The sequence below is a fragment of the Actinosynnema sp. NPDC049800 genome, from assembly GCF_040656635.1.
Lineage (GTDB): Bacteria > Actinomycetota > Actinomycetes > Mycobacteriales > Pseudonocardiaceae > Actinosynnema.
This window is the reverse complement of the sequence record NZ_JBFAMT010000047.1, coordinates 18,230-30,948: the sequence shown is the minus strand read 5'-3', so window position 1 is coordinate 30,948 and position 12,719 is coordinate 18,230. Positions and strand designations below refer to the sequence as shown.

The 12,719-nt window shown below is 71.3% G+C and carries 11 protein-coding genes; 5 read left to right on the top strand and 6 right to left on the bottom strand.

Features of this window, described 5'->3' with window-relative positions:
- The first annotated feature begins 36 nt into the window (after window positions 1-36).
- The 4 genes from AB0I91_RS34505 to AB0I91_RS34490 all read left to right on the top strand — a co-directional run bounded on the left by AB0I91_RS34505 (window position 37) and on the right by AB0I91_RS34490 (window position 4,731).
- Window positions 37-1,173, top strand: a complete 1,137-nt coding sequence (locus tag AB0I91_RS34505) for a sugar ABC transporter substrate-binding protein (RefSeq protein WP_498774026.1) — start codon at window positions 37-39, stop codon at window positions 1,171-1,173.
- A 123-nt stretch (window positions 1,174-1,296) separates the two neighbouring features.
- Window positions 1,297-2,070, top strand: a complete 774-nt coding sequence (locus AB0I91_RS34500; RefSeq protein WP_360460122.1) for an ATP-binding cassette domain-containing protein — start codon at window positions 1,297-1,299, stop codon at window positions 2,068-2,070.
- A gap of 56 nt (window positions 2,071-2,126) precedes the next feature.
- Window positions 2,127-3,557 (top strand): sugar ABC transporter permease, encoded by a 1,431-nt coding sequence (locus AB0I91_RS34495; RefSeq protein WP_498774029.1) that lies wholly within the window; start codon window positions 2,127-2,129, stop codon window positions 3,555-3,557.
- A 1-nt stretch (window position 3,558) separates the two neighbouring features.
- Window positions 3,559-4,731, top strand: coding sequence for an ROK family protein (locus tag AB0I91_RS34490; protein WP_498774031.1), 1,173 nt, complete (start codon window positions 3,559-3,561; stop codon window positions 4,729-4,731).
- Here AB0I91_RS34490 and AB0I91_RS34485 read toward each other — a convergent pair.
- The 6 genes from AB0I91_RS34485 to ppgK form a co-directional block, all read right to left on the bottom strand.
- A complete protein-coding gene (locus tag AB0I91_RS34485; protein WP_499615084.1) occupies window positions 4,624-6,738 on the bottom strand; it encodes a tetratricopeptide repeat protein in 2,115 nt (704 codons plus the stop codon). The genes AB0I91_RS34490 and AB0I91_RS34485 overlap by 108 nt on opposite strands.
- 7 nt (window positions 6,739-6,745) lie before the next feature.
- Window positions 6,746-7,102 (bottom strand): RIP homotypic interaction motif-containing protein, encoded by a 357-nt coding sequence (locus tag AB0I91_RS34480; protein WP_498774035.1) that lies wholly within the window; start codon window positions 7,100-7,102, stop codon window positions 6,746-6,748.
- A gap of 147 nt (window positions 7,103-7,249) precedes the next feature.
- A complete protein-coding gene (locus AB0I91_RS34475; protein ID WP_015800348.1) occupies window positions 7,250-7,429 on the bottom strand; it encodes a DUF7455 domain-containing protein in 180 nt (59 codons plus the stop codon).
- Window positions 7,430-7,844: 415 nt separating this feature from the next.
- Window positions 7,845-9,338, bottom strand: coding sequence for a vanadium-dependent haloperoxidase (locus AB0I91_RS34470; RefSeq protein WP_498774037.1), 1,494 nt, complete (start codon window positions 9,336-9,338; stop codon window positions 7,845-7,847).
- 178 nt (window positions 9,339-9,516) lie between these two features.
- The gene (locus AB0I91_RS34465) at window positions 9,517-10,845 is read right to left on the bottom strand and encodes an RNA polymerase sigma factor (RefSeq protein WP_211363475.1); all 1,329 of its coding nucleotides are present in this window, start codon (window positions 10,843-10,845) and stop codon (window positions 9,517-9,519) included.
- A gap of 170 nt (window positions 10,846-11,015) precedes the next feature.
- Entirely contained in the window at window positions 11,016-11,777 is a 762-nt protein-coding gene (gene ppgK, locus AB0I91_RS34460) for a polyphosphate--glucose phosphotransferase (RefSeq protein ID WP_499615089.1), read from the bottom strand.
- Window positions 11,778-11,872: 95 nt separating this feature from the next.
- On the opposite strand from ppgK, the gene AB0I91_RS34455 reads away from it, so the two are divergent.
- Entirely contained in the window at window positions 11,873-12,673 is an 801-nt protein-coding gene (locus AB0I91_RS34455; RefSeq protein ID WP_499640655.1) for an inositol monophosphatase family protein, read from the top strand.
- Window positions 12,674-12,719: the final 46 nt, after the last annotated feature.

Sequence of the window (12,719 nt, the reverse complement as noted above, 5' to 3'; positions counted from 1 at the left end):
CACAACATTTACGCTCCTGCGTGAAAGGGATGGCGGATGCGCAGCAAGAGCCTCGCTCTCATCGCCCTTGGCACCGGCCTCGCCGTTGCCATGACGGCATGTGGCGCCAACACGTCCGGCGGGAACACCCCCGCGTCGGACACCAACACGAACAGCGGCTCGGGCGGCGCGAAGGTCGGCGTCATCCTCCCCGAGACCGCCAGCTCCGCGCGCTGGGAGGGCTTCGACAAGCCGCTCCTGAAGAAGGCGCTGGAGGCCGAGGGCCTCCAGGCGGACATCCAGAACGCCCAGGGCGACGTGCAGAAGTTCTCCACGCTCGCCGACGGCATGATCAACGCCGGCGTCAAGGTGCTGATCATCGCCACGCCGAACAGCGAGATCGGCGCGACGGTCGCGAAGAAGGCCGAGGCGCAGGGCATCCCGGTCATCGACTACGACCGGCTGAACCTGGGCGGCAGCTCGAAGTACTACGTCTCGTTCGACAACGAGAAGGTCGGCGAGCTGCAGGGCCAGGGCCTCGTCGAGGGCCTCGCCGCGCTGGCGCCGGGCAAGAAGCCGGCCGAGATCATCGAGATCGAGGGCGCGCCGACGGACAACAACGCGACGCTGTTCTACAACGGCCAGCAGAAGGTCCTCAAGCCCAAGTACGAGGCCGGCGACCTGAAGCTCGTCCAGTCGAAGCCGATCGACAAGTGGGACAACCAGGTCGGTGGCACCACCTTCGAGCAGATCCTGACCGGCAACGGCCAGAAGGTGGACGGCGTCGTCGCCGCCAACGACGGCCTCGCGGGCGCGATCATCACCGTGCTGAAGAAGTACGGCCTGAACGGCAAGGTCCCGGTCACCGGCCAGGACGCCACCCCGGAGGGCCTGCAGGCCATCCTGCGCGGCGACCAGTTCATGACCGTGTTCAAGCCGATCAACGAGGAGGCCGAGGCCACCGCCAAGCTGGCCGCCGCGCTGGCCAAGAACGACACCGCCGCCGCGGACAAGATCGCCACCGCGTCCGTCAACGACCCCACGGGCAAGCGTGAGGTCAAGTCCGTGCTGCTCACGCCGCAGCTGATCACCAAGGACAAGGTCAAGGTCGTCATCGACGCCGGCTTCGTCAAGGCGTCGGAGGTCTGCGTCGCCGACCTGGCCGCCGTCTGCACCGAGCTCGGCATCAAGTAAGTCAAGGCTCGCGCCGGGGCGGGGTGTGCCAGACGCACCCCGTTCCGGCGCGCCCACCCACGTGTGGGGCTGCACCCGAGAACGGGTTGGACCCCTTCAGACGGGTTAGACGGAGGAATTCCAGTGAGCGAGCCGATCCTCGAGCTGCGCGGCATCAACAAGAGCTTCGGTCCCGTGCACGTCCTGCACGACATCGACTTCGACGTGCACCCGGGCCAGGTGACCGCCCTCGTCGGCGACAACGGCGCGGGCAAGTCGACGTTGGTCAAGTGCATCGCGGGCATCCACCCGACCGACTCCGGTCAGGTCCTGTTCGACGGCGAGGAAGTGCACATCCACGGCCCGCGTGACGCCGCGCACCTGGGCATCGAGGTCGTCTACCAGGACCTCGCGCTGTGCGACAACCTCGACATCGTGCAGAACATGTTCCTCGGCCGGGAACGCGGCAAGCTGGGCATGCTCGACGAGGCCGACATGGAGCAGGCCGCCCGCAAGACGCTGACCTCGCTGTCGGTGCGCACGGTCAAGTCGGTGCGCACGCAGGTCGCGTCGCTGTCCGGCGGCCAGCGGCAGACCGTGGCCATCGCCAAGGCCGTGCTGTGGAACAGCAAGGTCGTGCTGCTGGACGAGCCGACCGCGGCGCTGGGCGTCGCGCAGACCCGCCAGGTCCTCGACCTGGTGCGCCGGCTGGCCGAGCAGGGCCTGGGTGTCGTGCTGATCAGCCACAACATGAACGACGTGTTCGAGGTCGCGGACCGCATCGCGTGCCTGTACCTGGGCCGGATGGCGGCCGAGGTCAACACCAAGGACGTCACCCACGGCCAGGTGGTCGAGCTGATCACCGCCGGCCGCTCCGGGGACCTGGGCATCGCCCGCCCCGAAACCGCGACCATCTGATGCCTGCCTCGGATCGACACCGGCACAGCAAAGCTCCCCACGACGAGGAACGCAGCATGTCCAACACCACGAGCGAGACCGCACCGGACGCGCCCCAGGGCGCGGCGATCTCCGACTTCGGCATCGACACCACGTCCCAGTCCACCGGCGAGGCGGTGCGCGACTACGCGGCCCGGCTGCGCGGCGGCGAACTCGGCTCCCTGCCCGCGCTGCTCGGCGTGGTCGTGCTGCTGATCGTGTTCAGCTCCCTCGCGGACACCTTCCTCACCCTGGGCAACATCGCCAACCTCCTCGCGCAGGGCGCGAGCGTCGTGATCATCGCCATGGGCCTGGTGTTCGTCCTGCTCCTGGGCGAGATCGACCTGTCCGCGGGCACCGCGTCCGGCGTCACCGCCTCGGTGATGGCGCTGCACCTGATCCACGGCGGCAACCTGCTCGGGGGCATGGGCGACACCGTCTTCTACCTCTTCTGCGGCCTGCTGGCGCTGGCCGCCGTGCTGGCCGGGATCATGCGCATCTGGGCGGGCGTCGCCCTGTCGGTGGTGGCACTGGCCGTCGCCCTGATCGGCGTGCCCGCCAACCCGTGGGTCGAGATGCTGCTGGCCGTCTGCGTCGGCGCCGCCATCGGCTGCATCACCGGCTTCCTCGTCGCCCGCGTCGGCATCCCGTCGTTCGTGGTGACCCTGGCGCTGTTCCTGGCCTGGGGCGGCGTCATCCTCCAGTTCATCGGCGAGGGCGGCACGCTCGGCCTGCGCGACGACATCATCTTCAACGTCGCCAACGGCAACCTGAGCACGGCGGGCTCGTGGGCGCTGTTCGTCCTCGCTGCGGGCGGCTACGGTGCGGTCGTGCTCGGCCGCCACTTCAGCAGGTTGCGCCGCGGCCTGGTCGCGTCGCCCACCCCGATCGTGCTGGTCAAGGTCGGCGCGGTCCTCGTGCTGGGCGCGGTGGCCACCTACGCGCTGACGCTCAACCGCTCCAAGAGCGACCTCGTGGTGATCACCGGCGTGCCGTTCGTGGTGCCGATCGTGCTCGTGCTGCTGGTCATCGGCACGTTCGTGCTCGAACGCACCCGCTACGGCCGGCACGTCTACGCCGTCGGCGGCAACCAGGAAGCGGCCCGCCGCGCCGGCATCAACGTGGCGCAGATCCGGATGAGCGTGTTCGTGATCGCCTCCTCGATGGCGGCCATCGGCGCGATCGTCTACTCCTCGAAGGTCGGCTCGGTCGACCCGAACGCCGGTGGCGGCAACACGCTGCTGATGGCGGTCGGCGCGGCCGTGATCGGCGGCACGTCGCTGTTCGGCGGCAAGGGCAAGCTGCGCGACGCGGTCATCGGTGGCGCGGTGCTCGCGATCATCCAGAACGGCATGGGCCTGCTCGACCAGCCCGCCGCCGTGGTGTTCATCGTGACCGGCCTGGTGCTGCTCCTGGCCGCGAGCGTCGACGCGCTGTCCCGCCGCCGGGCGGCGTCCGCCGTCCGCTGACGTGAGCACACCGACCGCGGGAGCCCGACCCGACGAGGTCCGCAGGCACAACCGAACGGCGCTGCTGCGCCGACTGCACGTGGACGGGCCCTCCACCAGGGCGTCGCTGGCGGCTGAGCTGGGCCTCAACCGCAGCACGATCAAAGCCCTGGTGGACGGCCTGGCCGAGTCCGGCGTGGTGGCCGAACGCGTGCCGGCGCAGCGCTCCGGCGCCGGCCGGCCGTCACTGCTCGTGCTGCCGCAGCCGCACGCGGCCGTGGTGATGGCCATCGACGTCCGCGTCGAGCAGGTGGCGATGGCCATGGTCGGCCTCGGCGGCGACATCCTCGGCCGGGACTCGTGGAACCTGCACCACCGGTCCCGCGACCCCGGCGAGGTGATCACGCACATCGCCGACTCGGCCAAGCTCCTGGCCGACGAGCTCGACGTGCGGGCGGTCGGCGTCGGCGTCTCGGTGCCCGGTGTGGTGCGCCGCGCCGACGGCCTCGTGCACGAGGCGCCGAACCTGCACTGGACCGACGTGGCGTTGGGCGAACGGCTGTCGTCGGTGCTCAAGGTCCCCGTCCAGGTCGGCAACGACGCCGAGCTGGGCGCCTTGGCCGAGCACGTGCGCGGCGCGGCCCGCGGTTCGTCGGACGTGGTCTACATCTCCGCCGACGTCGGCATCGGCGGCGGCGTGATCTCCAGCGGCCAGCCGCTGCGCGGCACCGGCGGGTACGTCGGCGAACTGGGGCACATGGTCGTGCGCCCCGGCGGCCGTCGGTGCTACTGCGGCTGCCAGGGCTGCTGGGAGACCGAGGTCGGCGAGGCGGCGCTGTGCCGTGCCCTGTCCCTGCCGGAGGACGCGCCGCGCGGCACGGTGGTGGCGGAGCTGCGGTCGCTGGCCGGCTCGCCGGACAGCGTCGCGCACCGGTTGGGCGAGTTCACCGAGTGGCTGGCCATGGGGTTGATCACGGTGGTCAACATGCTCGGGCCGGAACTGGTGGTGCTGGGCGACTTGTTCACCGCGCTGCCGGAGTCGTTGGTGGACCAGCTGCGGCGCACCGTGCAGCAGCGGTCGTTGGTGTCACGCGCGGTCGGCGGCACCAGGATCGTCTCGTCGCCCCTCGGCCGTGACGCCAAGCTCGTCGGCGCCGCCGAGCTCGCCTTCGAGCCCGTCCTGGGCGAGGTCTGACCACTCCCGGACCGCTCGTCGGATGATCACCGTCTCGGGGTGGTCGGGCCCGAGCACCCTGACGTGGTCGGCGAGCAGTTCCCGCGTCTCGGCCACCGCGGTCGCGAGGTCCCCGGACTTCAAGCGGGCGAGCGCGAGGTTGAACCGGGTCATGAGGGTGTCGGGGTGGTCGACGCCCAGGACGCGCCCGCGATCGACGACGAGCCGGCCGAACTCGCCGACGACCCGATCGTGCTCGCCCGCCATCCCGCGCCACGCGGCCAGGTTGTAGCGGGCGGTGAGGGTCTGCGGGTGGTCCGGCCCGAGCGCGCGGACGTGGTCGGCCACCACCCGTTCGAACTCGGCGATCGCCCCCGCGTGGTCGCCCGCCGCGGCCCGCCACCCGGCCAGGTTGTGCCGGGTGCCGAGGGTGTGCTGGTGGTCGGGGCCCAAGACCTCGATCCGGTGGGCGAGGATCCGTTCGAGCTCGGCGATCGCCCCAGCGTGATCGCCGCTCCGGGCGAGCCAGTGCGCGTGGTTGCTGCGCGCGGCGAGGGTGTTCACGTCGTCGGGACCCAGGATCCGGGTCGTGTCGGCCACCAACCGCTCGTCCTCGGCGACGGCCTCGTCGTGCCGCCCCGCCCGGCCGGTCCAGGTGGCGATCTCGTTGCGCGCGGCCAAGCCGTCCCCGTGGTCGGGCCCGAGGTGGTGCTCAGCCTGTCGTCGCAGCTCGCGGAAGTAGTCGATGGCGTCGGTGTGCAGGCCCGCCTCGCCCAAGGACCTGCCCGAGTGGAACAGGATCGCGTGGCCCGTGGGCTGCCAGAGCGCCGGTGTGGTGTTGGTGTGGAGGGCTGCCGCGGCGGACCGCAACGTGCCGGCCAGCGCGCTGTTCGCCTCGTACCCCGGCCAGGTCAGCAGGAGCGCGTCCGCGGCGAGGTGGGCCAGGGGAGTGAGGCGTGCCGGCTCGACGGTGTCGCGGACCGCGCGCTGGAGCAGGGCGTGCGCCTGGATCGTGCTGCTGTCGAGCGTGATGAGGCTCAGCCGGTGCAGGCAGCCGAGAGCGTCGTGGACGTCGTCGGCGCCGGCGGCCAGGTGCGCCAGGACGTTGCCGGCCGTGAGCACGGCGACCGGGGTGCCTGCCGGGTCGAGCAGGCTGACGATCTCCAGCAGTGGCCGCGCGAGCCCTGCCGGGCGCAGCGCGTCGGCGCGTTCGATCGACAACGACCAGGTCGCCGCGACCGTGGCCCGGTGCTCGTCGGGCAGTTCGCCCTCCTCCGGCAGCACCTGGGCCAGGGAACGGCGGTCGGCCAAGCGCTTGCGGTAGTCGGCGACGGTGAGCAGCGGCTTGTCCGCGATGAACGCCGCCGCCTGCGCCAAGGCCAGCGGCAGGTGGCCCAGGTCGTCCGCCAGGGCCGCGAGCTGGTCGTGGCCGGGGAGCTTCGCGGTCAGGTAGGCCAGTGACTCGGCCTCGGTGAACACGCCCACCTCGACCAACCGGCGGTCGTCGCGGGACAGCGCGGCGTCACGGCGCCGGGTCGTCACGACGACCTGGCCGGTCGGGGTGTTCGGCGGCCACAAGCCCTTGAGGTCGGCGGGGTCCTGGACGTCGTCGAGGACGACCAGCCACCGCCGGCCGGTCGAGCTGAGCCACGTCTGGAAGGCGGCCGCCGCGTCCTCGGGCGTGCCACCGGGATCGAGCCGGACCCGGCCGGCCGCGTCCGCGTAGGCGCTGATCACGGCGACCCGCGTCACGGCGGCGATCCACACCACCAGGTCCACCGACTCGTCCCGCCACACCGCGTGCGCGTGGCGTGCGGCCACCTGGGACTTGCCCACACCGCCCAAACCGGACAGCACCGCGGACGTCCCGGCCAACCGGGACTCGGCTTCCCGGTGCTGGTACCGGTCCGCGACCGGCGGCAGCACGCCGACCCGCACGGGCCACGTCACCGGCGCTGCCGGCGGCAGGTGGAGGTGCTGGGTGTTCCCGTCACCGACCTGCACGCCGACGTTGTCGTGGACCTGCACGGCGGAGCTACTCGCGGCCGAAGTTCAGCGTCATCGTGTTGCCGTCGCCGACCTGCACGCCCTGGTTGTCGTGCACGTCGATGCGGTACTTGGCCGCGGCGTCGGGGTCCGCCAGCGCCAACACCTCGCGTGCGGCGGCGACCAGCTCGACATCCGACCCGGCGTCCGCGGCCGTCAGGGCGGCCGTCAACTCCTCCGGATCGGTCGGCACCTCCGTCACCCCACCGCGGCGCAACGCGCGCCGTGTCAGCGACTTCAGGCCCTGGTACGCGTCTTTCACGGCGGTCGAGGCCGTGTCCGTCACGCCCGCCACCGCACCGGCGGCCAGCGCCGCCACCACCAGGTCGACCGACTCGATCACCACGCACCACTCCCGCCCGCGTCCGTCACCACCAGTATCGGCGAGACCACGGCGAGCGCGTCCGCCGAAATGAGGGGGGCGGGGATCCTCTCGGATCCCCGCCCCGGACGGCTAGGGTGCTACGGGTCCCGTGCCTGGGACCCGTGGTGTTCAGCCCTGCTGCAACTCGGCAGCGAGCTCACGCAGCTTGGTGCTGTGCTCACGGGCGTGGTGCCCGCAGAACAGCAACTCGCCCCCGGAGGGGAGCACGGCGCGAACCTGGGCAGCAGCCCCGCAGCGGTCGCAGCGGTCGGCAGCGGTCAACGCGGGGCGGGTGAGCGTCGTAGTCATGGAAATCTCCCTCCGTCCCGGCACCGGGGATCGGTGCCCTCACACCTAGCTGCGACCACTTCGCATCTGGCGGGTGCGCCGTGTTCGCTGCCTTCACTCTTGCAGACGTTCGGGCGGAAGTCAGTGTTCCCCTGACCGTGGCGACCCGCGTCACTCCTCATTTACCCGGCGCCCGGGTGGTCGGAACCTGTCGGTTCCACCGGTTCGATCCGCCCGTGCTCACGTTCCGCTGTCGTGGCAACGGATTTCCGACCTGCGAATACGGCGTTCGACGCACCCTTGATGCTCCAGAAGGGCGGTTCGCGGCCGGCGGCGCTGTGACGGGTAACACTTTGGTCAGCCCAGAGCGAACACGGCCTCGCGTTCCACGATCCGGACATGATCCGTCCGGTTCACGGGCCGCTTCACCGCCCGTTCAGATGGTCAGGCGCCGCCCGTCGAACCGGGTCAGGCCGAACGACGCGTCCTCGTGGTTGACCCGGACGTGGTCCCGCAGGATCCCGATGCCGACCGCCTCGCCCAGGAGCACGGCCTCGGTGAAGTCGGTCCGCCAGTGCACGCCGGCCATGTTCCGGGCGGTCGCGATGTTCGCCGCCACCTTGTCCAGCTCGCCGCCCACGGTGAGCGCCTCGCCACCGGTGAAGGGCACGAGGGCGGTGCCGTCGGCGTTGGCCACGACGGGGTCGGGCAGCACCCACGACTCGTCGAACCACGCCTTCAGCACCGTGACGCACGCGCCGGCGACGGTCGCGTGACCCGAGCCGTAGGACGGGTGCGTCGGCGAGCCCTCCGGGAACGCCTGCGGCAGCAGGTACGAGCCGTGCTTCTCGTAGGAGAGCTTGACCGCCTCCGAGTCCAGCACCTCGCGGTCGATCATGGCGTAGTCGCGCATCCCGGACAGGTGCGCGTGGACCCGGCCGCCGAACGCCTCCGGCCGCAGCCTGCGGTGCACGTACCACTTCTGGAACCACATCGCCTTCAACGCCCGCGTCGCCACCTCGGTCACCAGCGACAACAGGTGCGGCGCGCCGTAGGTGCCGAAGCCGACCTGGTTGGCCGAGTGCCGGTACGGGTTGCCCGCGTCGACCGGCGCGCCCAGGTCCAGCAGGATCAGCGCCGCGTTGAGGTAGGCCTCGTACAACGCGTCGAAGTGCACGTAGTTGGCCACGTCACGGCCGTTGCGCAGGTACCGGCGGTTGACGTGGTCCCGCTTGATCGGCTTGGTGGTCGCGCCCTCCTGCACCGCGCGCCACGCGTCGAAGTCGGTCAGGAAGTCGCGGTTCGGCCGCACGGTGTCGTGCAGCTGCTGGACGCGCAGCGTGCCGTACTGGATGTCGCGCAGCAGGAACTGCGACAGGAACGGTCCCCGCAGGTCACCGCGCGTGCCGCCGCGGAAGATCGTGGCGGGCGTGACGCGGCCGTCGACCTTCGGCGCCCGGTAGTCGCTCAACCGCGACAGCTCGTCGGCCGCCTGCGCGATCAAGGGGTGCCGGTCGTACTCGCCGAACGGGACGTCCCTGGTCAGCGCCATCCAGTACAGCTCGACCGCCTCGGCCGAGTTGCGCGCGCTGTCGATGCGCGGCGCGGGCGGCAGGGCCAGCGACTGCGGGTCCGGGCCCTCCAGGTCGAACGCCAGGCCGGCCTGCGGGTTGGTGAGCTTGACGCCCCGGCCCAGCGGGATGCGCTCGAAGTCCTCCGTCCGACCCGTGGACAGGGCCCTGAGCAGCGTGTTGTACGCCTCCGGGCGCACCTCGCCCGCCTCGTCGTGCGGCAGGCCCTTGCTGTAGTTGGCGACGTGCGGGTAGTCGCCCTCCTCGCCGTTGTTGACGTGCTCCGGCCACGGCTGCCGGTCCAACGCCTCGGCCGAGGCCAGGCGCGAAAGGCGTGCTTCAGTGCGACGTTCACTCATGCGAATTCCCCCTGCTTCGGCGCGCCCCGTGCCGCCCCCCGGCGGCCGCGCCACATCCAGAACACCACGGAGAGTGATCGACGGCAGCGGCCATTCGGGTGAAGAAGCGCACAAAAACCAGGGCCCCTCGACCGAACGGTCGAGGGGCCCTGGCTCTGCGTGATCTTCAGCCCGGGTACTAGTCCAGGTAGTCGCGCAACACCTGCGACCGCGACGGGTGGCGCAGCTTCGACATCGTCTTCGACTCGATCTGCCGGATCCGCTCGCGCGTCACGCCGTAGACCTGGCCGATCTCGTCCAGCGTGCGCGGCTGGCCGTCGGTGAGGCCGAACCGCAGCCGCACCACACCCGCCTCGCGCTCGGACAACGTCGCCAGCACCGACTGCAGCTGGTCCTGCAGCAGCGTGAACGACACCGCGTCCACCGCCACCACGGCCTCGGAGTCCTCGATGAAGTCACCGAGCTGGCTGTCGCCCTCGTCGCCGATCGTCTGGTCGAGCGAGATGGGCTCCCGGGCGTACTGCTGGATCTCCAGCACCTTCTCCGGGGTGATGTCCATTTCCTTGGCGAGCTCCTCCGGGGTGGGCTCGCGGCCCAGGTCCTGGAGCAGTTCGCGCTGGATGCGACCCAGCTTGTTGATGACCTCGACCATGTGCACCGGGATGCGGATGGTGCGGGCCTGGTCGGCCATCGCGCGGGTGATCGCCTGGCGGATCCACCACGTCGCGTACGTGGAGAACTTGTAGCCCTTGGTGTAGTCGAACTTCTCCACCGCGCGGATCAGGCCGAGGTTGCCCTCCTGGATCAGGTCCAGGAACGCCATGCCACGACCGGTGTAGCGCTTGGCCAGCGAGACCACGAGCCGGAGGTTCGCCTCCAGCAGGTGGTTCTTGGCCCGCTCGCCGTCCCGCACGATCCACCGCAGGTCGCGGCGCATCTGGGGGGTCAGCTTCTCCTGCTCGTCCTCGGCGCGGCGCACCCGCTCGGCGGCGTAGAGGCCGGCCTCGATGCGCTTGGCGAGCTCGACCTCCTCCTCCGCGTTGAGCAGGGCGACCTTGCCGATCTGCTTGAGGTAGGCGCGGACCGAGTCGGCCGAGGCGGTGAGCTCGGCGTCCTTGCGGGCCTGCCGCAGGGCCTCCGACTCCTCCTCGTCCCAGACGAAGTCGCCCTCGCCGGGCTTGGCCTCCTCCTCGGCGGGCTCCTCCTCGACCGGCTCGTCGATCAACTCGACGTCGTCGACGAGGTCTTCGGCGTCTGGAGCGCCTTCGAGGTCCTCGGGCTCCTCGCCGTCCTTCTTCACCTTGCCAGGCGCGGCAGCGGCGGCCTTGGCGGCCGTCTTGCGCGGCGCCCGCGTGGCCGTCTTCCCCGCCGCGGCGGTCTTCGCCGCCGGCTTCTTCGCCGGGGCCTTCCTCGCCGAGGTGGCCTTGGGCGTCTCCTCGGCGTCAGCCTTAGCTGCCTGAGTCGTCTTCGCGGCTGCCACGTACGCCCTTTCGCGACTGTCGATCAAGGCCGACCGAAGGGCGCGAACCTCGGTCGCCTGAGTACGGGGGATCCCCCGCCGGATCGTTCGTCAGCGGGGCACCGTTCCATTGTAACGACGAGAATCGCGTGCCGTTGCCCCCCGGCGTCATCCGAGGTGGTCCGGCACGCGTTCTCGCAGGTGGAACGCCGCGTAAATCAGTGCCGGAGACCTTGCGCGGCGGCCACGGCGGCGCCCACGATGCCCGCGTCGTTCTTCAGCGCGGCGGCCACCACCTCGGTGCGCACCTCGAGCAGCGGGAGCCACTTCTCCGCCTTCTTGCTGACACCGCCGCCCGCGATGACCAGGTCCGGCCAGATCAGGTCCTCCAGCACGTTGATGTACCGGGACACGCGGGGCGTCCACTCGGCCCACGTCAGGCCCTTGTCCTCCTTCACCGAGGCCGCGGCGCGCTTCTCCGCGTCGTGGCCGTCGACCTCGAGGTGGCCGAACTCGGTGTTGGGCACGAGCTTGCCGTCCAGGAACAGGGCGCTGCCGATGCCCGTGCCGAACGTCAGCAGGACCACCAGGCCGTCCCGGTCGACACCGGAACCGAACCGCATCTCGGCGATGCCGGCCGCGTCGGCGTCGTTGAGGACGACGACCTGGTCGGTCGGCCGGCCGAGCCGCTCGGCGAACAGCGCCGCGGCGTCCGTGCCGATCCACCCCTTGTCGACGTTCGCGGCGGAGTGCGCGACACCGTGCTTCACCACGCACGGCAGGGTGACGCCGACGGGACCGTCCCAGTTGAACTTCTCGACGATCTCGGCGACGACGTCGGCGACCGCGTCCGGGGTCGACGGCTGGGGCGTGGTGATGCGCAGGCGCTCACCGTCCAGCGCCCCCGCTTCGAGGTCCACGAGCCCGCCCTTGATGCCGGAACCGCCGATGTCCACGCCGAACCCGCGGGTCATGCCCATCCCCGTGGCCCTTCCTACTCGATTCAGTAACCGTGGCCGCAGACATTAGCCTGCAGGTCTCCGATAGTCCCGTGAGAGTGACGCAGGAGGAACAGTTGCGTTTCGATCCGCGCTCATTGGTCGATGTCGCCGTGCTCGTGGCCCGCGAGGCGGGCGAGCTGGTCGTGACCACGCGCGATGCCGCCGTGACCGATGTCGACACCAAGAGCAGCGCCACCGACGTGGTGACCGCGGCCGACCGCGCGGCCGAGCAGCTCGTCCGGCAGCGGCTCGCCGAGTTGCGGCCGGGTGAGCCCGTAATCGGGGAGGAGGAGGGCGGCAGCGCCGCCCTGGAGGGCCTGACCTGGGTCGTGGACCCGATCGACGGCACCGTGAACTACCTCTACGGCATCCCCCAGTACGCCGTGTCGATCGCCGCGCAGGTCGACGGCGAGTCCGTGGCCGGTGCGGTGGTGGAACCCGTCGGCGGTCGGGTGTGGACGGCGGCGCGGGGCGGCGGGGCCTGGTTGGACGGTCGGCGGCTCCGGGTCTCCGACGCCACCCGATTGGACCTGTCCCTTCTGGGTTACGGCTTCGCCTACCGGGCGGAGCGGCGGCAGCGGCAGGCGGACGCGTGGGCGGGCCTGGCGACCAGGGTGCGGGACATGCGGCGGGCCGGTGCGGCGTCGTTGGACCTGTGCGCCGTGGCGGCGGGCCGGCTGGACGCCTACGCCGAGCACGGCCTCGGCCGGTGGGACTGGGCGGCGGGCGCGCTGGTGGCCCGTGAGGCGGGCGCGGTCGTCCACCTGGCGGGTGAGGCCCCGGAGCTGGGCGCGGACGCCACCCTCGCCGCCGCGCCGGGCATCGCCGACGCCCTCTTCACCGCTCTCGTGGAGTGCGGCTTCGGCAAGGTCTGACCACCCGCGTGTCGAACCTCCGCGTCCCGCGGGCGCTGAGCGTTCG

Coding starts and splice junctions, on each gene's coding strand:
- AB0I91_RS34505 (WP_498774026.1), top strand. CDS start 37: ATGCGCAGCAAGAGCCTCGCTCTCATCGCCCTTGGCACCGGCCTCGCC.
- AB0I91_RS34495 (WP_498774029.1), top strand. CDS start 2,127: ATGTCCAACACCACGAGCGAGACCGCACCGGACGCGCCCCAGGGCGCG.
- AB0I91_RS34475 (WP_015800348.1), bottom strand. CDS start 7,429: ATGACTACGACGCTCACCCGCCCCGCGTTGACCGCTGCCGACCGCTGC.
- AB0I91_RS34470 (WP_498774037.1), bottom strand. CDS start 9,338: ATGAGTGAACGTCGCACTGAAGCACGCCTTTCGCGCCTGGCCTCGGCC.
- ppgK (WP_499615089.1), bottom strand. CDS start 11,777: ATGGGCATGACCCGCGGGTTCGGCGTGGACATCGGCGGTTCCGGCATC.